General features: G+C 65.5%; 16 protein-coding genes. 10 read left to right on the top strand and 6 right to left on the bottom strand.

Annotated features, from left to right (window positions below; translation table 11 throughout):
* Window positions 1–5 precede the first annotated feature (5 nt).
* Window positions 6–1025 carry an ABC transporter substrate-binding protein gene (locus tag QX108_RS29995; RefSeq protein ID WP_315724087.1) on the bottom strand — a complete coding sequence of 340 codons (1020 nt, stop codon included), beginning with the start codon at window positions 1023–1025 and terminating at the stop codon, window positions 6–8.
* A gap of 81 nt (window positions 1026–1106) precedes the next feature.
* Between QX108_RS29995 and QX108_RS29990 the strand changes: the two genes are divergently transcribed.
* The 6 genes from QX108_RS29990 (at window position 1107) to QX108_RS29965 (ending at window position 10459) form a co-directional block, all read left to right on the top strand.
* Window positions 1107–1949, top strand: coding sequence for a creatininase family protein (locus QX108_RS29990; protein ID WP_409998568.1), 843 nt, complete (start codon window positions 1107–1109; stop codon window positions 1947–1949).
* Window positions 1950–2092: 143 nt separating this feature from the next.
* The gene (locus QX108_RS29985) at window positions 2093–2368 is read left to right on the top strand and encodes a hypothetical protein (protein WP_172111707.1); all 276 of its coding nucleotides are present in this window, start codon (window positions 2093–2095) and stop codon (window positions 2366–2368) included.
* Window positions 2369–2737: 369 nt separating this feature from the next.
* Window positions 2738–4723 (top strand): carbohydrate porin, encoded by a 1986-nt coding sequence (locus QX108_RS29980; RefSeq protein ID WP_315786656.1) that lies wholly within the window; start codon window positions 2738–2740, stop codon window positions 4721–4723.
* Between the two features lie 342 nt (window positions 4724–5065).
* Window positions 5066–6376 (top strand): hemolysin family protein, encoded by a 1311-nt coding sequence (locus QX108_RS29975; RefSeq protein ID WP_315786659.1) that lies wholly within the window; start codon window positions 5066–5068, stop codon window positions 6374–6376.
* A gap of 1032 nt (window positions 6377–7408) precedes the next feature.
* Window positions 7409–9142, top strand: coding sequence for an ABC transporter permease subunit (locus QX108_RS29970; RefSeq protein ID WP_315786662.1), 1734 nt, complete (start codon window positions 7409–7411; stop codon window positions 9140–9142).
* A gap of 15 nt (window positions 9143–9157) precedes the next feature.
* Window positions 9158–10459, top strand: a complete 1302-nt coding sequence (locus QX108_RS29965) for a nitrate/sulfonate/bicarbonate ABC transporter ATP-binding protein (protein WP_315786665.1) — start codon at window positions 9158–9160, stop codon at window positions 10457–10459.
* A 233-nt stretch (window positions 10460–10692) separates the two neighbouring features.
* Here QX108_RS29965 and QX108_RS29960 read toward each other — a convergent pair whose 3' ends face one another.
* The 3 genes from QX108_RS29960 to QX108_RS29950 form a co-directional block, all read right to left on the bottom strand.
* A complete protein-coding gene (locus tag QX108_RS29960) occupies window positions 10693–12315 on the bottom strand; it encodes an FMN-binding glutamate synthase family protein (protein WP_315786668.1) in 1623 nt (540 codons plus the stop codon).
* A gap of 261 nt (window positions 12316–12576) precedes the next feature.
* Window positions 12577–14142 (bottom strand): acyl-CoA synthetase, encoded by a 1566-nt coding sequence (locus QX108_RS29955; RefSeq protein ID WP_315786671.1) that lies wholly within the window; start codon window positions 14140–14142, stop codon window positions 12577–12579.
* 210 nt (window positions 14143–14352) lie between these two features.
* Entirely contained in the window at window positions 14353–15126 is a 774-nt protein-coding gene (locus QX108_RS29950) for a ferredoxin--NADP reductase (protein ID WP_315724072.1), read from the bottom strand.
* A gap of 288 nt (window positions 15127–15414) precedes the next feature.
* On the opposite strand from QX108_RS29950, the gene QX108_RS29945 reads away from it, so the two are divergent.
* The 3 genes from QX108_RS29945 to QX108_RS29935 all read left to right on the top strand — a co-directional run bounded on the left by QX108_RS29945 (window position 15415) and on the right by QX108_RS29935 (window position 19232).
* Window positions 15415–16368 carry a RimK-like protein gene (locus QX108_RS29945; RefSeq protein ID WP_315786673.1) on the top strand — a complete coding sequence of 318 codons (954 nt, stop codon included), beginning with the start codon at window positions 15415–15417 and terminating at the stop codon, window positions 16366–16368.
* Window positions 16369–16482: 114 nt separating this feature from the next.
* On the top strand, window positions 16483–17622 hold the full coding sequence (locus QX108_RS29940) for an FAD-dependent monooxygenase (RefSeq protein WP_315786676.1): 1140 nt from the start codon (window positions 16483–16485) through the stop codon (window positions 17620–17622).
* Window positions 17619–19232 (top strand): benzoate-CoA ligase family protein, encoded by a 1614-nt coding sequence (locus QX108_RS29935; RefSeq protein ID WP_315786678.1) that lies wholly within the window; start codon window positions 17619–17621, stop codon window positions 19230–19232. Before QX108_RS29940 ends, QX108_RS29935 begins: the two co-directional genes overlap by 4 nt.
* Window positions 19233–19270: 38 nt before the next feature.
* Here QX108_RS29935 and QX108_RS29930 read toward each other — a convergent pair whose 3' ends face one another.
* Together QX108_RS29930 and maiA are read right to left on the bottom strand one after the other, a co-directional pair.
* Entirely contained in the window at window positions 19271–19780 is a 510-nt protein-coding gene (locus tag QX108_RS29930) for a MarR family winged helix-turn-helix transcriptional regulator (protein ID WP_315786681.1), read from the bottom strand.
* Window positions 19770–20402 carry a maleylacetoacetate isomerase gene (gene maiA, locus QX108_RS29925; protein ID WP_315786832.1) on the bottom strand — a complete coding sequence of 211 codons (633 nt, stop codon included), beginning with the start codon at window positions 20400–20402 and terminating at the stop codon, window positions 19770–19772. The genes QX108_RS29930 and maiA overlap by 11 nt, the downstream gene beginning before the upstream one ends.
* Before the next feature lie 102 nt (window positions 20403–20504).
* Between maiA and gtdA the strand changes: the two genes are divergently transcribed.
* Complete coding sequence (gene gtdA, locus QX108_RS29920) at window positions 20505–21542, top strand: gentisate 1,2-dioxygenase (protein WP_315724064.1); 1038 nt, start codon at window positions 20505–20507, stop codon at window positions 21540–21542.
* The last annotated feature ends 4 nt before the right edge of the window (window positions 21543–21546 follow it).

Here is a 21546-nt window from a genome sequence, read left to right as displayed (position 1 = left end):
GCGTCCTACTTCTTCGGCCGGAGATCGATGCCGACGCCCTTGTTGACGAAGCGCAGCGTGTAGGACTTGCGATAGTCGAGCGTCGGCTTGACCACGCCGGCGCGCACCATCTTGTCGAAGAAGCTGGTGACGCGCTCCTCGGTCATGGCGCCGATGCCCTTGTCCATGCTGTCGCCGGAATCGACGATGCCGTACTCCTTCATCTTGGCGACCGAATAGGCCAGCAGGTCGTCGGTCATCTCCGGGTTCATCTTCTTGATCAGCGCATTGCCCGCGGAGTTGTCGCCGTAGATGTAGGTGTACCAGCCGATGATCGAGGCATCGACGAAGCGCTGCACCAGGTCGGGTTTGCTCTCGATCAGGTCGCGCCGCGTCTCGATCAGGGTCGAATAGGTGTTGAAGCCGTTGTCGGCGAGCAGGATCACGCCGGGCTTGAAGCCGGCGGCGCGCTCGACCGCAAAGGGCTCGGACGTGACATAGCCCTGCATGGCGCTCTGCGCGGTGGCGATGAAGGGCTGCGGATTGAAGGTGTAGGGCCGGACGTTCTTCTCGGAGAAGCCGTATTCCGATTTCAGCCATTGATAGTAGCTGGAGATGCCTTCCTTGGAGACGAACAGCGTCAGCGGCTTCAGCTCCTCGAGCTTGGTGATCCTGGATTCCGGATGCGTCAGGAACACCTGCGGGTCCTTCTGGAACATCGCGGCGATCGACACGACAGGTACGTTGTTGGCGACGGCGTCGAACGCCATCAGCGTGTTCGCGGCCATGAAGAACTCGATCTTGCCGGAGATCAGCAGCATCCGGTTGTTCTCGTTGGGGCCACCGGGCACGATCGTCACGTCGAGGCCGTAGCGCTTGTAGGTGCCGTCGGCGACCGCCTGGAAGAAGCCGCCATGCTCCGCTTCGGCGACCCAATTGGTGCCGAACGAGACCTTGTCCAGCGTCTGGGCCTGGGCCCCCGAGATCAGTCCGGCTACGACCAGCGATGCCGCCATTAACGTTCGCGACAGAAGCGACTGCGCCATGTCTGGTCTCCCCGGTTCTTTCTGGCTGAACAATGTTAAGATCAATGGAGCGATAACTACCCTGCCCGACGGACGAAGGAAATGGCCCGCGCGATGACCCCGCCGCCCCGCGACTGGACCGAGCTGCATTGGCCTGATCTGGGAACGTCAGATCCGGGAACGTCGGAGACCGCGCGCTGGATCGCGGTGCTGCCGCTTGCCGCCACCGAGCAGCACGGGCCGCATCTGCCCGTGGGCACCGACGTCCACATCGCCGAAGCCTATCTTGCGCGTGTCCGCGCGCTGCTGCCGCCGGCGCTGCCGGTGACGGTCCTGCCGGTGCAGCCGATCGGACTCTCGACCGAGCACATCGACTATCCGGGCACGCTGACCCTGCCGACCGAGGTCGCGCTGCAGAGCTGGCGCGCCCTCGGCGACAGCGTCGCGCGCGCCGGGTTGAGAAAGCTCGTCATCGTCACCAGCCACGGCGGCAACAGCGCCGCGATGAGTCTGGTGGCGCAGGACCTGCGCGCCGCGCATCGCATGCTGGTGGTGACGACGTCGTGGTCACGCTTCGGCGCGCCCGACGGCCTGTTCTCGGCCGACGAGCTGCGCCACGGCATCCATGGCGGCGCGGTCGAGACCTCGATCATGCTGGCCCGCCATCCGCAGCTGGTGCGCAGCGAAGCGATCACCGACTTCGCATCGTCGGGCCTCGCGATGGAGCAGGCCAATCGCGTGCTGTCGACGCAGCGGCCGGCGCCGATGGCCTGGCAGACGCAGGATCTGAATGCGAGCGGCGCGGTCGGCGATGCCACGCAGGCGTCGGCCGAGAAGGGCGAGCGCATCCTCGACCACGGCGCCCGCGCCTTCTGTGCGCTGTTGCAGGACATCGATAACTTCGACGTGAACGCGCTCGGCGGCGGCCCTCTGGCAGGCCGCTGAATCGAACCCAAGCCGTTGGATTTCCTCATCGATTACGAGGGCGGCCCAGCCATTGCCGGGTGATTCGAACCGCTTTCGAAAAGGCTCCGTCCAATTGTGCAAGCGGCCAGGACCGGCCGCCCCAACGCAAAACGGAGCCTTCCATGTCCATCAAGACCAAGCTCGCCGCCCTCGCAATTGCCGCTCTCGCCGTCACCGGCAGCATCGCCGCCACCGCCTCTCCCGCCGAAGCCCACGGCTTCCATCATCGCTGGGGTTGGGGCGTCGGTGCAGGCCTCGTCGGAGCCGCCGTCGTCGGCAGCGCGATCGCCGCCAGCAATGACGGCTACTATCAGGGCGGCTATCGCTACTGCCGCTGGGTGCCGCAGTATGACATCTACGGCCAGTATGTCGGCCGCGCCCGGGCCTGCGGCTATTGATGTCGGGGCGGTCGCCGTCGCGAGCCGCTCGCCCCGGCCCGCGACAGGGCCCCGCCGATCCGCCTTGCTCCTCGGCGCCGAGGCGGGGTCCCCTCCGCAACCGATCTGCCTCTCCACAGCCCGCCCGGCCGCCCCGGGCGGGCTGTTTGTTGCATGAACGCCACACCCGCTGGACAGGATGACACGGAACCGGCACCGATCTTGCTGTTGCAAATTAATTGCAATAGAAATCATCCACAAATTGCCGCTCCTCGTCCACACTTCCGATCGAGCATGGACGAATCCGTAATCTTATCGTGACTGTGCGCGGGCAATGAGGTTCTGACTTCATTCCGTGTCGTGTGCTTTGCCTTTGGGGACCCCGCCGCCATGATCCGCTCCAACCGTACGAGAGAGATGATTGGGGCCGGCGCCGTGATCGTGTCGCTCGCCTCGCCCGCCGTTGCGGCCGACCTCCCGGTCAAGTCCCGCATCGCGCAGGCCGTGTTCGACTGGACCGGCCTCTATGTCGGCGTCCACGCCGGCTACACCCGGGATCATGCCAATGCCACGCTGGCCGATCCGACCGGTGCGGTCAGCGCCGGCAGTCCGTTCAGCGGCCTCACCGGCGGCGTCCAGGCCGGCTACAACTGGGTCACCCGCTCCGGGCTGCTGCTCGGGCTCGAGGGCGATTTCAGCTTTCCGAACTATCTCACCTCCAACCACACCGTCGCGATGCTCGGCACGCCCGGCTCGAACGTGTCGGAGCTGTGGGACTATGTCGCCACCGCGCGCGGCCGCGTCGGCTACGTCAGAGGCGACTGGCTGCTCTATGCCACCGGCGGCCTCGCCTGGACCGGCGGCCGCTTCCTCAACAGCAACGCGGCCGGCGACACCGAGAAGCTGCTGACGACGCGGCTCGGCTGGGCCGTCGGCGCCGGCATCGAGCGCAGCTTTGCGCCGCATTGGAGCTGGCGCCTCGAATATCTCTACAGCCATTTCGAGAACGGCGGCGTCCGCTTCTCCAACGGGGCCAGCTACAACTCGCAGCTCGATTTCCAGACCCTGCGCGTCGGGCTCAACCGCAAGCTCGACTTCGCCGATGGCCCCGAGCTCAAGCTCAAGAACGATCCGTCCGATACGGAATCGGACCGCTGGGAGATTCACGGCCAGGCGACCGTGATCGGCCAGGGCTATCCCGCGTTCCGTGCCGCCTATACCGGCCAGAACAGCCTCACCCCCGCGCGGCAGTTCCAGCAGACCTGGAGCAACAGCCTCTATCTGAACGCGCGGCTGTGGGACGGCGGCGAGGTCTACTACAATCCCGAGCTGCTGCAGGGCTTCGGCCTCAGCAACACGGTCGGGCTCGGCGGCTTTGCCAACGGCGAGGCGCAGAAGTCCGACTTCCCCTATCCGCACTACAACACCTCGCGCCTGTTCCTGCGCCAGACCTTCGGCTTCGGCGGCGAGCAGGAGCTGCTCGGCTCCGGCCAGCTGCAGCTCTCCGGCAAGCAGGACATTTCGCGGCTCACCTTCCAGATCGGCAAGTTCGCCGTGCTCGACGTGTTCGACGGCAACGCCTACGCCAAGGACGCCCGCAAGGACTTCATGAACTGGTCGGTCTGGGCGCCCGGCGCCTTCGACTATGCCGCCGACAAGCTCGGCCTGACCTACGGCGCCACCGCCGAGCTGAACCAGAAGAACTGGGCGCTGCGCACCGGCTATTTCATGGTCGGCGCCGAATCGAACTCGAACAGTTTCGACCAGCGGGTCTTCCGCCGCGGCAGCTACGTCGTCGAGCTGGAGACGCGCTACCAGCTGTTCTCGCAGCCCGGCCACCTGCGCACCATCGGCTGGTTCAACAACAGCTTCTCCGGCAGCTATCGCGAGACGCTCGACAATCCCGCTGTTAACCTCGACATCAGCCAGACCCGCCGCGGTCGCAGCAAATACGGCTATGTCGTCAGCTTCGACCAGGCGCTGACGGACGATGTCGGCCTGTTCGGACGCTGGAGCTGGAACGACGGCAAGACCGAGATCATGGCGTTCACCGACATCGATACCAGCCTGTCACTGGGCAGCTCGATCAAGGGCACCCGCTGGGGCCGCCCCGACGACACGATCGGCATCGCCGGTGTCAGCAACGGCCTGTCGCGCGACCACCGCGCCTTCCTCGCCGCCGGCGGCCTCGGCCCGCTGATCGGCGACGGCGCGCTGAACTATCGCCGCGAGAGCATCATCGAGGCCTACTACTCCTATTCGATCAGCAAATACCTGACCTTCACGGCCGACTATCAGTTCGTCAACAACCCCGCCTACAACGCCGACCGCGGCCCGGTGTCGATCTTCTCGGGCCGGCTGCACGGGGATTTTTGAGCGGCGGACTGAGCCGGTCAGCCAAACCAGGCTCAAGGCGAGTTAGCGCCCCCCATCGCACGGCACAATCGCTGTCGTCCCGGCCTTGAGCCGGGACCCATACCGCGGACGCGATCGAGGGAACGCCACTGCCAGTTGCCTGCCTCATCCGGGCCGGTGGCTCTGGGTCCCGGCTCAAGGCCGGGACGACGACGGAGGACTGAGCACCACGGGTGCGCCAAACTGACCCGCCGTCCGCGCGCATTCCCCATGCTCCTACCGCAACGCAGCAATGGGCGTTTGCCATCCCCATATGCTAGGACCTGTCTCCATTCCCGCCCCTTCGGGCTACCCCAGGTCGCAATGCTTTCCGCGGAACTCGCCATCATCGTCGTCCTCATCGTCGTCAACGGGCTGTTGTCGATGTCCGAGCTCGCCATCGTGTCGTCGCGGCCCGCCCGGCTGGCGCTGCTGGCCGAGAAGGGCGTGTCCGGCGCCCGGCGGGCGCTGGCGCTGGCCTCCGACCCCGGCCGCTTCCTGTCGACGGTGCAGATCGGCATCACGCTGGTCGGCGTGCTCTCCGGCGCGTTCTCCGGCGCCACGCTCGGCCAGCGCCTGACGCAATCGCTGCTGGAGTGGGGGATGAGCGCCTCGATCGCCGACATCGTCGGCGTCGGGCTGGTCGTCAGCATCATCACCTATGCGACCCTGATCGTCGGTGAGCTGGTGCCGAAACAGCTCGCGCTGCGCGATCCCGAAGCGATCGCCGTGCGTGTCGCGCCCGCCATGCAAGTGCTCGCGAAAGTATCGTTGCCCTTGGTGGTGCTGCTGGACGTCTCGGGCAAGCTGATCCTGGCGCTGCTCGGCCGCTCCGGCGACGCTGAGGAGAAGGTCTCGGAGGCGGAAATCCATCATCTGGTGCGCGAGGCCGAGACCGCCGGCGTGCTCGAGCCCGGCGAGAAGGAGATGATCGCCGGCGTGATGCGGCTCGGCGATCGCCCGGTCGGCGCGATCATGACGCCGCGGCCCGAGGTGGACGTGGTCGATCTCAACGACGATCCCAAGGTGATCCGCGAGTTGCTTGCCAAGAGCCCGCATTCGCGCCTGCCGGTCTCCGACGGCGAGCGCGACCGCCCCATCGGCGTGCTCCAGGCCAAGGATCTGCTGGCCGCGTATCTGCGCGACGAGACGCCGGATCTGCGCAGCCTGGTGCGCGAGGTGCCGATCATTCCCTCCACCGTCGATGCGCGCGACGTGATCGCGATCCTGAAAGTGGCGCCCGTGCATATGGGGCTGGTTCACGACGAATACGGCGCGTTCGAAGGCGTCGTCACCGCGGCCGACATTCTGGAATCGATCGTCGGCGCATTCTCCTCCGAGGAAGGCCCGCCCGAGCCCGCCTGCGTCCGCCGCGACGACGGCTCGCTGCTGGTCTCCGGCTGGATGCCGCTCGACGAGTTCGCCGACGTTCTCGCCATCGAGGTCCCGCCGCATCGCGGCTACCACACCGTCGCCGGCCTGGTGCTGCAGCATTTCGGCAGCGTGCCCGAGGTCGGCCACAGCTTCGAGCTGCAAGGCTGGCGCTTCGAGATCATCGACCTCGACGGCCGCCGCATCGACAAGATCCTGGCGACGAAGCTCGCGCCCGAGGGCGGCGAGCCGAATGTGGGGTAGCTGAGTTCCTTCTCTCGCCGCACGGACGGTGCACTCCCTCTCCCCGTTCTTCACGGGGAGAGGGTCGGGGTGAGGGGCAACCACACGGGTGGTGCCGCCCTCGAGCACCGGCATACGAGTCCGATGGAGCCTTGATGCGGCCCCGCTTGTGCCATGCCCCTCACCCGGATTGCTTCGCAATCCGACCTCTCCCCGCAAAGAGCGGGGAGAGGTGCACCGTGCCGCTGCGCTCTACATTTACAAACGAGCGATGACCGATTCGCCCGTCGGGCAGAGGGCTGGTGTCGAATGCGCCAGCAGATGGGCGATCCGAATTTCGAAAGCCTGCGCCGAAACACTCATTTCCCCTGCGCGCTCAACAGGACGCCCCAATTCAAGAGCCCCCACGCAAAATAAACTGCTTCCGAAAATCATAACTCCTGATCTATCCTCCCCCCGTTCCGGTCCTGATGAGGGGCGTACGCGTCGTCACGAACGTTGGGCCGGCAATGCGATGGACGGGACGGCTGCGCTGGACGAGCGCTGCAGTCACGGACGGCGAAATCGTGTGGTCCTGACCTCCCGACGCTGAGGTCCGCGGCAATGCGCTGACGGCGTATTGTTCGCCACGGTGGCCAGAAGCCGGCGCACCGGGGAGAGCTCGTATAAGCCGTTAAAACCGATCGCGCAGGGAGGGCCGGGTCTGTCCGGCTGAACCTGTGGTACCTGCCGCCTGCATTTTCTGAGCAGGCGGGCCACGGGCCTCAGTCGAGGTCCGGCTCTCCCTGCGCCCTCACATCCATGAGGGCCACCGACAGGCACACCCCGGACATGACATGTCGCGGGAACGTGAAGACGCGGGCGGCGTATCCTTTGATAGGCCGGACCCGGAGACCGGATCCCCGGCCCGGCCGCTTGAAATCAAACCATCACAGAGGGCACTTAGGGTGCGGATCGGCCGGCGGCCCAGCCGGCGCGTCCAGCTCCCAACCCATGACGAGGACACGTCCGCAGCCACCGCGATGGCTGCGGCCGATGAGACGAGACACGCCGATGCTGCTCCAGGATATCAGGACCACCGTGCTGCGCGACGCCGTGCGCCCCAACGTCTGGGACGTGGTCGCGCTGATCATCGTGATCGGGGCGATGGTGCTGATCGTCTATGGCGGCGAGCAGACCACGCTGCCGCTGTCGGCGCTCGACTCTCCCGCGGTGTCGCTCGATCCGGCCAACCTGCCGCTCTACGCGCTGCGCACCACCTTGCGCATGCTGCTCGCGATCGTCTGCTCGCTGGTGTTCACCTTCGTCTACGCGGCGCTGGCGGCCAAGAGCCGCCGCGCCGAGATCGTGCTGATCCCGCTGCTCGACATCCTGCAATCGGTGCCGATCCTCGGCTTCCTCACCTTCACCGTCGTGTTCTTCATGAACCTGTTCCCGGGCAAGGTGCTCGGCGCCGAGCTCGCTTGCGTGTTCGCGATCTTCACCAGCCAGGCCTGGAACATGACCTTCAGCATGTACCAGTCGATGCGCAACGTTCCGAAGGATCTCGAGGAAGCGACGCGCAGCTTCCACCTCTCCGGCTGGCAGCGCTTCTGGCGGCTCGACGTCCCCTATGCGATGCCCGGCCTGATCTGGAATGCGATGATGTCGATGTCCGGCGGCTGGTTCTTCGTCGTGGCGTCCGAGGCGATCACCGTCGGCAACACCACCGTCACCTTGCCCGGCATCGGCTCCTATGTCGCGCTCGCGATCCAGCACAAGGATCTCGCCGCGATCGGCGCCGCGCTGCTGACCATGCTGCTGGTGATCACGGCCTATGACCAGCTGCTGTTCCGCCCGATCGTCGCCTGGGCCGACAAATTCCGCTTCGAGCAGACGGCGTCAGGCGATCCACCCTCGTCCTGGATGCTCGATCTGTTCCGCCGCACCCGCGCGCTGCGCTCGCTGTCGATCCCGTTCGCGGCGATCAACCGCAGCTTCTCCAACCTGCGCATCAACTGGCCGAAAGCCTGGAGCGGTCCGGCGCGTCATGCGCCAGCGTCGCAGCTGGTCGACGGTCTGTGGCTCGCCGTGGTCATCCTCGGCTGCGCCTATGCCGGCTGGAAGACTTATCTCTATCTCTCGACCACCCTCGCGCCCTCCGACGTGGTCACCGCGATCGGCTACGGCCTGATCACGCTGGTCCGCGTCGCCGTGCTGATCGCGCTGGCCTCGTTGATCTGGGTCCCGGTCGGCGTCTGGATCGGGTTGCGGCCCAAACTCGCCGAGCGCATCCAGCCGCTGGCGCAGTTCCTCGCCGCCTTCCCGGCCAACCTCGCCTTCCCGGTGTTCGTCGTCCTGATCGTTCGCTACGGCCTGGACGCCAATGTCTGGCTCAGCCCGCTGATGATCCTGGGCACGCAGTGGTACATCCTGTTCAACGTCATCGCCGGCGCCAGCGCCTTCCCGACCGACCTGCGCGAGGCCGCCGCGAGCCTGCATCTCACCGGCTGGCGCTGGTGGTTCAAGGTCGTGCTGCCCGGCGTCTTCCCGTACTACATCACCGGCGCCATCACGGCCTCCGGCGGCTCGTGGAACGCAGCGATCGTGGCCGAGGTCGCGAGCTGGGGCGACACGCATCTGACCGCATCAGGGCTCGGAGCCTACATTGCGGCTGCAACAGAGCGCGGCGACTTCCCCCGCGTGGTGCTCGGCATCGCCGTGATGTGCATCCTCGTCACCCTGTTCAACCGGCTGCTGTGGCGGCCGCTCTATGCCTTCGGCGAACGCCGGCTGCGGCTCGGCTGACCGGGAGAGATCATCATGCGCGACCAGGTCAAGAACACCTCGCTGATCGAGATCAAGAGCGTGAGCCGGCTGTTTCCCAAGGGCAGCGGCGAGGATCTCGTCGTGCTCGAGAAGGTCGACCTCACGATCCGCGCCGGCGAGATCGTCGGCCTGCTCGGACGCTCCGGCTCGGGCAAGTCGACGCTGCTGCGGATCATCGCCGGGCTGGTGTCGCCCTCCTCGGGCGAAGCGAGATGCCGCGGCGAGATCATCGCAGGCCCGCCTGTTGGTGTCGCCATGGTGTTTCAGTCGTTCGCGCTGTTTCCCTGGCTGACCGTGCTGCAGAACGTCGAGCTCGGCCTGGAGGCGCTCGGCATCGACAGTGCCGAGCGGCGCAAGCGCGCGCTCGCAGCGATCGACCTGATCGGCCTCGACGGCTTCGAATCCGCATTTCCCAAAGAACTGTCCGGCGGCATGCGCCAGCGCGTCGGCTTCGCCCGCGCGCTGGTGGTGCATCCCGACCTGCTGCTGATGGATGAGCCGTTCTCGGCGCTCGACGTGCTGACCGCGGAGACGCTGCGCACCGACCTCGTCGATCTCTGGACCGACGGACGGCTGCCGATCAAGTCGGTGCTGATGGTGACGCACAATATCGAGGAGGCCGTGCTGATGTGCGACCGCGTCCTCGTGTTCTCCTCCAATCCCGGCCGCGTCGCCGCCGAGTTCAGGATCGACCTGCCACATCCGCGCAACCGGCTCGATCCGGCGTTCCGCCAGCTCGTCGACAGTCTCTACGCACGGATGACGCAGCGGCCGGAGCCGAAGCTGCCGAGCACCGCCAGCGCCGGCGTCGGCATGGTGCTGAGCCACGTCTCCTCGAACTCGATCTCCGGCCTGATCGAGGCGCTGGCCGGCGAGCCGTATAACGGCCACGCCGACCTGCCGGTCTTGGCGGGTCACCTGCAGCTCGAGGTCGACGAGATCTTTCCTCTCGCCGAGGCGCTGCAGCTCCTGCGCTTCGCCCATCTCAGCGAGGGCGACCTCACCTTGACCGAGGCCGGCCGGCGCTTTGCCGATCTGGAGACCGACGAGCGCAAGAAGCTGTTCGCGGCGCATCTGATGGAGAACGTGCCGCTGATGGGCCTGATCCGCCGCGTGCTCGACGATCGCCCCTCGCACGCCGCCCCCGCCGCGCGCTTCCGCATCGAGCTCGAGGACTACATGTCCGAGCAATATGCCGACGAGACCCTGCAGACCATCGTGTCATGGGGCCGCTACGCCGAGCTGTTTTCCTACGACGAGCAGTCCGAGACCTTCAGCCTGGAGAACCCGCATTGAGGCCTGGCCGGCCGCTTCAACCACCATCGTCGTCCCGGGCAAGACCGACGACGTGCAAGCGGCGTCGGGCGCCGACCCGGGACCCATACTCCGTGATCTATCTTGAGGCAGGCGGTCAGTTGAAACTTCCGCGCAACACCGAGGCACCGATGGTTATGGATCCCGGCTTTCGCCGGGATGACACTGGGGGTGGGGACGTAGCGGATCAACTCACTAACATCGGTCTGGCAACCTCACGCCGCCGCGAACGTGTCGGGCCGCGCCATCGCCCAGGCATCGCGGAAACGGACATCCTGAGTGCCGTCGAGCAACTCGCCCGGCCGCAGCGACGGATAGAGTTTGGCGAAGGAGGACACTTCGGTGGTCGACGTCCGCTGTGAGAAGTGGATGGGACGCAGATCCTGCGGATGCTCGAGACCCGCGGCGGCGAGCAGCTCGGTCAGCGCATGCAAGGTCGCGTGATGATAGTTGTAGACGCGATCGATCTTGTGCGGGACGACCAGCGCGCGGGCGCGCGTCGGATCCTGCGTCGCGACCCCGGTCGGGCAGCGGTCGGTGTGGCAGCTCAGCGACTGGATGCAGCCGAGCGCAAACATGAAGCCGCGCGCCGAATTGCACCAGTCAGCCCCGATCGACATCGCCCGCGCCATGTCGAAGGCGGTGGCGATCTTTCCGGAGGCGCCGATCTTGACGCGGTCGCGGATATTCAGCCCGACCAGCGCATTGTGCACGAAATTGACGCCCTCGCGCATCGGCATGCCCAGATGGTCCATGAACTCCAGCGGCGCCGCACCCGTGCCGCCCTCGTTGCCGTCGACGACGATGAAGTCGGGGTAGATGCCGGTCTCCAGCATCGCCTTGCAGATCGCCAGGAATTCCCAGGGATGGCCGATGCACAGCTTGAAGCCGGCCGGCTTGCCGCCCGACAGCCGCCGCATCTCGCCGATGAACTGCATCATCCCGATCGGTGTCGAGAACGCGCGATGCGCCGGCGGCGAGATGCAGTCCTCCCCCATCGCGACGCCACGGATCTTGGAAATCTCCTCGGATACTTTGGCCGCCGGCAGCACGCCGCCATGGCCGGGCTTGGCGCCCTGGCTGATCTTGAGCTCGACCATCTTGATCTGTTCGGCCGCCGCGACGCGCGCAAAGGCGTCGGGATCGAAGGTGCCGTCGCGGTGCCGGCAGCCGAAATAGCCGGAGCCGATCTCCCAGATGATGTCGCCGCCCATTTCGGCGTGATACGGGCTGAAGCCGCCTTCGCCGGTATCATGGGCGAAGCCGCCCCGCTTGGCGCCGCCATTGAGCGCACGGACCGCGTTCGGGCTCAGCGCGCCGAAGCTCATGGCGGAGATGTTGAACACCGAGGCCGAGTACGGTTTCGCGCAATCGGGCCCCCCGATGGTAATCCGGAATTTCTCCTCCGCGTGCGGCTTCGGCGACATCGAATGGTGCATCCACTCGTAGCCCTCGCGATAGACATCCTCCTGGGTGCCGAACGGGCGCTTGTCGAGCACCATCTTGGCGCGCTGATAGACCACCGCGCGGGTGTCGCGCGAGAACGGCATGCCGTCCTTCTCGCTCTCGAAGAAGTATTGCCGCATCTCCGGCCGCATTTCCTCGAGCAGGAAACGCAGATGCGCCGCGATGGGGTAATTGCGCAGCACCGCATGGCTCTTCTGCATCAGATCCCGCACCCCGAGCAGGGTCAGCGCGCCGAAGATCAACAGCGGAATCAGAACGAGATCGAATATCTCGCGGTCGTAGATGCCGAGGATCAGCAGCAGGGCTGTCGCCGTGGAACAGATCGTCAGCACGATGAAGCGCGGCGAGAACGGGAGCAGCAGCGTATCCATGGAAGGCCTCGGGGCGGCTCGTGGAGGATCGATCGTCACGATACTACTGGTATCGCGAAGCAATCGTTACACAAGCGCGCGCAATCGGCCATCGAGGATATCACATCGTCGATAGCCTGCGGCTATCGACCCGGATGCCGAGATGTCCACGAGCCCGATATCCATCAGCCCGGCGCGCGACAGCGACGTGTCCTTCTAGCGCCTCGGTCGCCCCTACGGGCCTACCAAGGTGAGGACGCGACCGGGCCGCTCCGCTATGCCTCAGCCGTCCGCGAACAGGCCGGAATGCGCCTCTCGCAACTGCCGCTTCAACAGTTTGCCGCTGGGGTTCTTCGGCAGCGCGTCAACGAACACCACGCGCTTCGGCGTCTTGAACGAGGCCAGGCGGCTGGAGGCCTGTTTGAGCAGCGCCTCCTCGGTCAGCTCGCAGCCGGACTTCACGACGACCATCGCCACGACCGCCTCCACCCAGCGCGGATGCGGCAGGCCGACCACGGCGACCTCCGACACTTCCGGAATCAGATACAGCGCCTCCTCGACCTCGCGGCTGGCGACGTTCTCGCCGCCGGTCTTGATCATGTCCTTCTTGCGGTCGACGATGGTGATGTAGCCCTCCTCGTCGATGGTCGCGAGATCGCCGGAGTGAAACCAGTCGCCCTGGAAGGCGGCGGCGGTCCGCTCGTCGTCGTGGAAGTAGCCCAGCATCAGATGCGGCGAGCGGTGCACGACCTCGCCGACCTCGCCGGGCGCAACGTCATTCATGTCGTCGTCGACGACCCGCGTCTCGACATTGAGCACGGCACGGCCGCAGGAGCCCGGTTTGCGCAGCTGATCCTCTGGTCCGAGCATCGTCGCCAGCGGCGCGATTTCGGTCTGCCCGTAAAGATTCCACAGCTGCACCTTCGGCAGCCGCTGCGCCAGCTCGCGCAGCACCTCCACCGGCATGATCGAGGCGCCATAATAGCCCTTGCGCAGGGTCGAGACATCGGTGGTCTCGAACGATGGCGAGCGCAGGATCGAGATCCACACCGTCGGCGGTGCGAAGAACGAGGTGATGCGATACTTGGCAATCAACGGCAGCAGATTGTCGGGCGTCGGAAACGCGGTGATGATGTTGGTGGCGCCGACATAGATCGACGGCCCGAAGAACACGTCGAGCTGAGCGCAGTGATACAGCGGCAGCGCATGCAGGGTGACGTCCTCGGCAGCGATGCCGGCGTCCACGATGCAGCTCACATACTGCCAGATCACGGCGTCATGGGTCAGCATCGCGCCCTTCGGCAGCGATTCCGTGCCCGAGGTGTAGACGATCTGCGCGACGTCGCTGCCGGCGATCTCGACGGCAGGCACCGCCGCTGTCGAGGCCGCGAGCTCCGCGAAATCGATCATGTCTGTTTGCCGCTCGCTCGGCGCTTCCGATGGCAGCCAGATCATCTGCTCGACCGAGGGCGCCAGCGCCTTGGCGGCGCGGGCCACACCGGCAAAGCCGCTGTCGGTGGCCAGCAGCCGCGCGCCGGCATGCTTGAGGATGTAGGCGACCTCCTCGGGCTTGAGCATGAAATTGATCGGCACCAGCACGGCGCCGAGCCGCGCCAGCGCGAAGCGCAGGGCGGCGAATGCATGCGAGTTGCGGGCGAGGATCGCGACGCGCTCGCCCTTGCCGACACCGCGAGCGGCAAGGCCTGCCGCGAGGTGATCGACGACGGCATTGAATTCGGCGTAGGTCCAGCTGGTGTCGCCGCAGATCACGGCCGTCTTGCCCGGCGTGCGCGCCGCGCTCCTGCGCAGGAGGTCACCGAGCGTTTGCCTGCGGACGATGGAATCCATGGCCGTTCCCCTTGTTGTCGCGGGGATGGCCGCCGTTCAGGCAGTCCATGTCCCCTCCCTGCTTCGTTCCGGACATCTGGCGGTCCGATGTTGCGGCCGAAAATCGCACGGCCGCAACGACGCGTGCAAGGAGGATATTGCCAACGAAAAGAGCGCCCCGATTGCGTCGAGGCGCTCTTTCGAAAATGTCAAAGTCGGGAGATCGACGGCTCAGCGCTCGACGAAAGCCTTCTCGATCACGAAGTGCCCCGGCTCGTTGCCGCTGCCTTCGAGGAAGCCGCGCGACTCGAACATGGTCTTGAGCTCCTCCAGCATCGCCGGGCTGCCGCACATCATGATGCGGTCCTTGGCAATGTCGAGCTCATGCTGGCCGAGATCGTTGAACAGCTGCTGCGACGTGATCAGGTCGGTGATGCGGCCGCGGTTCCGGAACGGCTCACGGGTAACGGTCGGATAATACTGCAGCTTGCCCTCGAGCAGCTCGCCGAACAGCTCGTCCTCGCGCAGCTTGGCGACGACGCTCTCGCCATAAGCGAGCTCGGCAACCTGGCGGCAGCCATGGACCAGCACGATGCTCTCGAAGCGCTCGTAGACGTCGGGGTCCTTGATCAGGCTGGCGAACGGGGCAAGGCCGGTGCCGGTCGACAGCAGCAGCAGCCGGCTGCCGGGCAGCAGGTTGTCGGGGATCAGCGTGCCGGTCGCCTTGCGGCCGACCAGGATGGTGTCACCCTCCTTGATCTTCTGCAGCCGGGAGGTCAGCGGACCGTCCTGCACCTTGATGCTGAAGAACTCGAGCTCCTCCTCGTGATTGGCGCTCGCCATGCTGTAGGCGCGCAGCAACGGGCGGCCCTCGACCTCGAGACCGATCATTGCGAACTGGCCATTCTGGAAACGGAAGCCCGCATCGCGGGTCGCCCGGAAGGAGAACAACGTGTCCGTCCAGTGATGAACGGAAAGAACTTTCTCTTTATAGAACGCGCTCATGTCGTTTGTTTTTTCACGTGGGCTGAAGTTGGAAGAAACAAGTCGTGACGGAGGCAGGATCGCAAAAACCCTATGGATCACAGCGATTTTCGGCGCCTGATGTACGTGAAAACAGCGAATAATCAACCCGCATGGATGCACCATTGATCACGATCAAACGCATGCCGGCCCGCGCCGGATCGCATCGATCGGCTGTTCGTTCGTACACAAACGATATGGGTAATTTACTTGCCGAGATTCCGTTTTTCCAGCACTTTAATTCCGCAACATTCGACCAATCCTTGAGCAATGATTAACGCTCCGCACATCCAGCTTGCGGCCGTCACCCGCTATTGCACCGACCGCGGCATCCGCCTCGAGGTCCGGGAGGACGGCTGGTTGCTGGTGCTGGAGGATGCGACCCGGCGCCATCTCATCTTTGGCTATGATCTCGGCCTGAACAGTGCGGTGGCGCACAGATTGGCCTGCGACAAGGCGGCGACGGCGGCGCTGCTGCGGGCCTCCGGAGTTCCCGCCATTCCCCATGTGTTCTGTCTTGCGCCGGCTCTGGGAGGCCGGCCGGGCCAGGCTCCAGAGACGGTCGTGGAGCTGCTCGAAACGCATCCCCACGGGATCGTCGTCAAGCCCAATGAAGGCACCTCAGGGCGGTCCGTCACCCGGGCGACCACGCTGGACGAAGCGCTGGGCGCGGCGAAGAAGATCTTCGACACCGGCGCGAACGTCGCGATCTCGCCGCTGCTGGATATCGCCGACGAGGTCCGCGTCGTGCAACTCGATGACGCGGCGCTGATCGTCTATCGCAAGCAACGCCCTACCGTGACCGGCGACGGCGTCCGCTCGCTGCGCGACCTCGCGCTGGCGACCGTGCTTTCGGAAGAGCACGAACGCCTGCTGCGACGGCTCGATGCAGAATTCGGTGCAGCAGCCTTGCGCGCCATCGTGCCACCTGGCGAGGTGCGGCTGCTGAGCTGGCGACACAATCTCGAATTCGGAGCACGCCCCGTAATGCTCGGGCCGGGACCGCCGCGGGGCGTCTGCGCCGCGCTGGCCAGAGAAGCGGCGCAGGCCATCGGCATCCGCTACGCATCGGTCGACCTCGTGCTGGTCGATGGATGCTGGCAGGTGCTCGAAATCAATTCGGGCGTGAAGATGGAAGCGCTCGGCCGGCATGCGCCCGCGCTGGTCGAGAGTGCCTGCTTCGCCGCACTCGATGCGATCTTTGGAGGCCCTCCGCGGCGGTGACGACCGGCCGGGCACGCCAGACATCCGGCAACAAGATTTCTCTAGCCTCGACCGGAATGAGGGATTAGTCTCCGATCCAAAATAAACAGTATACTGTCAATTGGGAGAGCGTCCTTGCGCATCGCCGTGCTCGGCGGCGGCCCTGGCGGGCTGTATTTCGCCTATCTCTGGAAGAAGCGGCATCCGGCCGCCGTGGTCGATCTGTTCGAGCAGAACCCGGCCGGCGCGACCTGGGGCTTCGGAGTCGTGTTCTCCGACCAGGCCCTGGAGTTTCTGCGCGCCGACGATCCCGACACGGTCGACGCGATCGCGCCGCGCATGGAGAGCTGGCGCAACATCACGCTCAATCTGCATGGTGAGAGCGTCGAGATCGACGGCGTCGGCTTCGCTGCGATCGGCCGGCTCGAGCTGCTGAAACTGCTGCAGGCACGCGCCGAGGGCGCCGGCGTCGTCGCCCATTACGGCACGGCCATCCAATCGCTCGATCAGCTCGCAGGCTACGATCTCCTCGTCGCCGCCGACGGACTGAACTCGCTGGTACGACGCAGCTTCGAAGGCGACTTCGGCTTCTCGGTCTCCTACTCCAGCAACAAATTCGCCTGGTATGGAACGTCGAAAACCTTTCCAACGCTGTCGCAGACCTTCGTCGCGACCGATCGCGGCTCCTTCAACGCGCATCATTATCGCTACGCGCCCGACATGAGCACGTTTCTGGTCGAATGCGATCGCGCAACCTGGCAAGCCTATGGTTTCGCCGAAATGTCCGTCGACGAATCCCGGCGCATCTGCGAGCAGGTGTTCGCCGATACGCTCGAAGGCCATGCACTGGTCTCCAATCGGTCCGTGTGGCGCAATTTTCCCTGGGTCTGGAATGAGCATTGGTGGCACCGGAACATGGTGCTGATCGGCGACGCCCTGCACACGGCGCATTTCTCGATCGGCTCCGGAACGCGGCTGGCCATCGAGGATGCGATCGCGCTCGCGAAGGCACTCGAGGCTGAAGGCAAGCTGTCCGACGGGCTCGCCCGCTACCAGGCGGAACGGCAGCCGATCGTGAAGAAACTGGTCACGGCGGCGCGCACCAGCGCCGAGTGGTACGAGTCGTTTCCCGGCCATATGAAGCTCGGCCTGATGGATTTCGCCTACAGCTACATCACCCGGTCCGGCCGCATCGATGACAACAGGCTGCGCACGATGGCGCCCCAGTTCATGGCCCGCTACGAGGCATCTCGCGACAAGGGAGCGCGCGCATGACGCGAGAGATTGCCGACCAGGTGCCGAGCGACAGCGCCGGCGCCCGCGAAATCGGCTTCGCGATTCCGGCGCGCTACAATGCGAGCCGCGTGCTGTTCGACAATCTCGTCAACGGCAATGCACGCAAGCCCGCGCTGATCGGCCCCGCCGGTGAGCGCAGCTACGCCGAGCTGTGCGCCGATGCCTGCCGCTGGGGCAACGGCTTCTTGTCGCTCGGACTCACGCGCGGCGACCGCGTCCTGCTGTTCCTCGACGACACGCCGGCCTATCCGGCTGCCTTCTTCGGCGCGGTGCGCGCGGGACTGGTGCCGCTTCTCATCAACACGCTGACACCGCCGGACCTGCTGCAATTCTATCTCGCCGATTCCGCTGCCAAGGTCGCGGTGGCGGATGCGGAATTCGCAGGGCGGTTCGATGCGCGGGCCTGCGCAGAGACGGCGCTGCAGGCGCTGATCGTCGTCAACGGCGATGCGCCGGCCACTGCGGCGCCGTCCACGGTCGCGGTCGATCGCTGGCTACCGGCATTCGCAGATCAATTGGCCGAAGCCGACACCCACCGCAACGAGATGGCGTTCTGGATGTACTCGTCCGGCTCCACCGGCCGGCCGAAGGGCATCGTCCATCTGCAGCACGACATGGCCTATAGCGAGCAGGCGTTTGCCAGGAACGTGCTGCGGCTGAAGCCGGACGACATCTGCTTCTCGGTACCGAAGATCTTCTTTGCCTACGGCTTTGGCAACGCCATCACCTTTCCGTTCTGCGCCGGGGCAACGACATTGCTGCTGCCGGGCCAGCCAAAGCCGGCCGCGATTTTTGATGCGATCAGCCGCTTCCGCCCCACCGTGTTCTTCGGCTTGCCGACGCTCTATACGGCGCTCACCAAGGCCGAGGGAGCGAAGCAGGCGGACTTCTCGTCACTGAGGCTTGCCGTCTCGGCGGCCGAGGTGCTCTCGGCGGAGGTCTTCAATGGCTGGAAGAGCTTGACGGATCTGGAGATCGTCGAGGGTCTCGGCTCGACCGAGGTGCTCCATGTCTATCTTTCCAATCGTGAGGACCGGAAGAAGCTCGGGGCCGCCGGTCTGCGCGTACCCGGCTATGAGATCGCCTTGCGCGACAGCGAGGGGCGCGACGTCGCGGCGGGCGAAGAAGGCATTCTGTGGGTGCGCGGCGATTCCAACACGCCGCTGTACTGGAACCGGCCGGACAAGACTGCGGAGACGATCCGCGACGGCGGCTGGATCTACACCGGCGACCGCTTCGTATGCGACGCCGACGGCTTCCATTTCTTCCGCGGCCGCGCCGACGACCTCGTGAAGATCTCCGGACAATGGGTCTATCCGCTGGAGGTCGAGCTCTGCCTCGCCGAGCACCCGGACATCAGGGAGTGCGCCGTGTTCGCACATGAGCTGCCGGATCGGCGGATGAGCCTGAAGGCGGTGGTGGTGACCAATGGCGGGCCCCATGACGAGCCCGGCCTGAGCAGGGCACTGCAGGACTACGTCAAGGCGAGGCTGCTGCCTTACAAATATCCACGTGAGATCGTATTCATCCACGAGCTGCCGAAGACCGGCACCGGCAAGATCGACCGCCAGGCGGTGATGCGGCTATGAGCAAAGGCTGTCCGCGGGGCATGCACGCGCGTCGGTGCTCAGCCTCCCTTGCCGAGATGCTCCAGCGCGTCCTCGGCGCGCAGCGGCACACGCGACACCTCGTTGTTGAGATCGACCAGCTGCGACAGCAGGGCCATCAGCATCTTGCGGTCTGTCGACTTCAGCGGCGCCAACATGCGCGCCTGTGCCCGGTCGACGAACGGCATGATGTTTCGCAGCAACGCCCCGCCGGCCTTGGTCAGATAGAGCAACTTGACGCGCTTGTCCTCGACCGAGGGCTTGCGCTCGACATGGCCCTTGCTCTCGAGCCGCTCGATCACGCTGCCGAGCGTGGAGCGGTCGAACGCGATCACGGCGGACAGCCTGGTGGCATCGATGCCGGGATGGTTCTGGATCGCGACCAGCGCGGCATATTGCACCGGCGTGAGATCGAACTCACGGCATTCCTCGATGAAGATCGAGACCGCGATCTGCTGCATGCGCCGGAACAGATAGCCGGGCTTGGTGTAGACCGCGTCCATCGTGATCTCGGGCGGCTTACTCGGCATCGGGCTGGCGCTCCGGAGCAGCATCGGCAAATGCCGGCATCGCCTTGGCGGCGGCTTCCGCCTGCAACAGACGCGGGAAGGCCGCGACATCGACGCCGAAGCGGCGCGCATTGCCGAGCTGCGGCACAAGGCAGAGATCGGCCACAGTCGGCGTGGCGCCGAAACAGAACGGACCGGGCTCATGCTTGACCAGCGCCTCGCACACGGCCAGGCCCTCGCGATTGGCCCAGCCGGCCCAGGCCGTGACCTTGTCCTCGGGCAGGCCGAGCTCGCGCAGGCGCGCCAACACCTTGAGATTCTGGACCGGATGGGTGTCGCAGGCGAGCACCTGCGCGAAGGCCCGGACCTGGGCTCGGCGCAGGGGATCCTCCGGCAGCAGCGGCGGTTCGGGATGCGTCTCGTCGAGCCATTCGATGATGGCGAGCGACTGAATCAGCGCGGCGCCGCCGTCGTCCTCCAGCGTCGGAACGAAGCCCTGCGGGTTGAGCGCGAGATAGCCGGGAGCGCGCTGCTCGCCCTTGCGAAGGTGATGCGTCAGATGCTCGGCTCGAAGCCCCTTGAGATTCAGCGCAATCCTGACGCGATAGGACGCGCTGCTGCGGAAATAGCCGTGCAGCTTCATCATGGCACTCCTCCCGAAACGACATCTCTGGTTGCAATTGACGCTAGCGTAATTGACAGTATACTGTCAATTAATAACGATACCTGATCGCGGGAGGCGTGCATGGCCGCAGTTTCGACACCGGAGCGCGAGGCATTCTACAAGAAGATTGACGGCGAGAACATGACCGCGCTGTGGACCGTGATGAGCGATCTCATCACCCCGGAGCCGAAAAGCGGGTGCCGCCCGCATCTCTGGCAGTTCGCCGCCATTCGCGACTATATGATCGAGGCCGGGCGATTGATCACGGCCAAGGAGGCGGAGCGGCGCGTGCTGATCCTGGAAAATCCGGGACTGCGCGGCCAGTCCAAGATCACCACCTCGCTCTATGCGGGGGTCCAGATGGTGATCCCGGGAGACGTCGCGCCCGCCCACCGTCATAGCCAGTCGGCACTGCGGTTCGTGCTCGAAGGCAAGGGCGCGTTCACGACCGTCGAGGGTGAGCGCACCTTGATGCAGCCGGGCGACTTCATCATCACGCCGTCGATGACCTGGCATGATCACGGCAACGAAACGTCGGATCCGATGTTCTGGCTCGACGGCCTGGACATTCCCTTGGTGCAGTTTCTCGACGCCTCGTTCGCGCAGGGATCACAGGAGGATCAGCAGAAGGTGGCGCGTCCCTCGGGGGACAGCTTCGCCCGCTATGGTCACAATCTGTTGCCGGTCGACGCCAAGCGTAGATCGCGCACGTCGCCGATCTTCAACTATCCCTATTCCTACACGCGCGAGGCGCTGGAGAGCGCCAAGCGCAGCGAGGAATGGGATGCGTGCCACGGCCTGAAGCTGAAATTCTCCAACCCGGAGACCGGCGACTTCGCCATGCCGACGATCGGAACCTTCATCCAGCTGCTGCCGAAGGGCTTCAAGACCGCGCGTTATCGCTCGACCGATGCCGCGGTGTTTACCGCGATCGAGGGCCGGGGACGCAGCCGCATCGGTGACCAGACGTTCGAATGGGGCCCGCGCGACCTGTTCGTGGTGCCGAGCTGGCAATGGGTCAGCCACGAGCCGGACGAGGATGCCGTGCTGTTCTCGTTCTCGGATCGGCCGGTGCAGGAGAAGCTCGACCTGTTTCGCGAGGATCGCGGCAATGCCTGAGCAC

The organism is Bradyrhizobium sp. SZCCHNR1002 (assembly GCF_032381435.1).
GTDB lineage: Bacteria > Pseudomonadota > Alphaproteobacteria > Rhizobiales > Xanthobacteraceae > Bradyrhizobium > Bradyrhizobium aeschynomenes.
The sequence above is the reverse complement of the archived record's forward strand: the minus strand, read 5'-3'. Positions and strand labels throughout refer to the sequence as shown.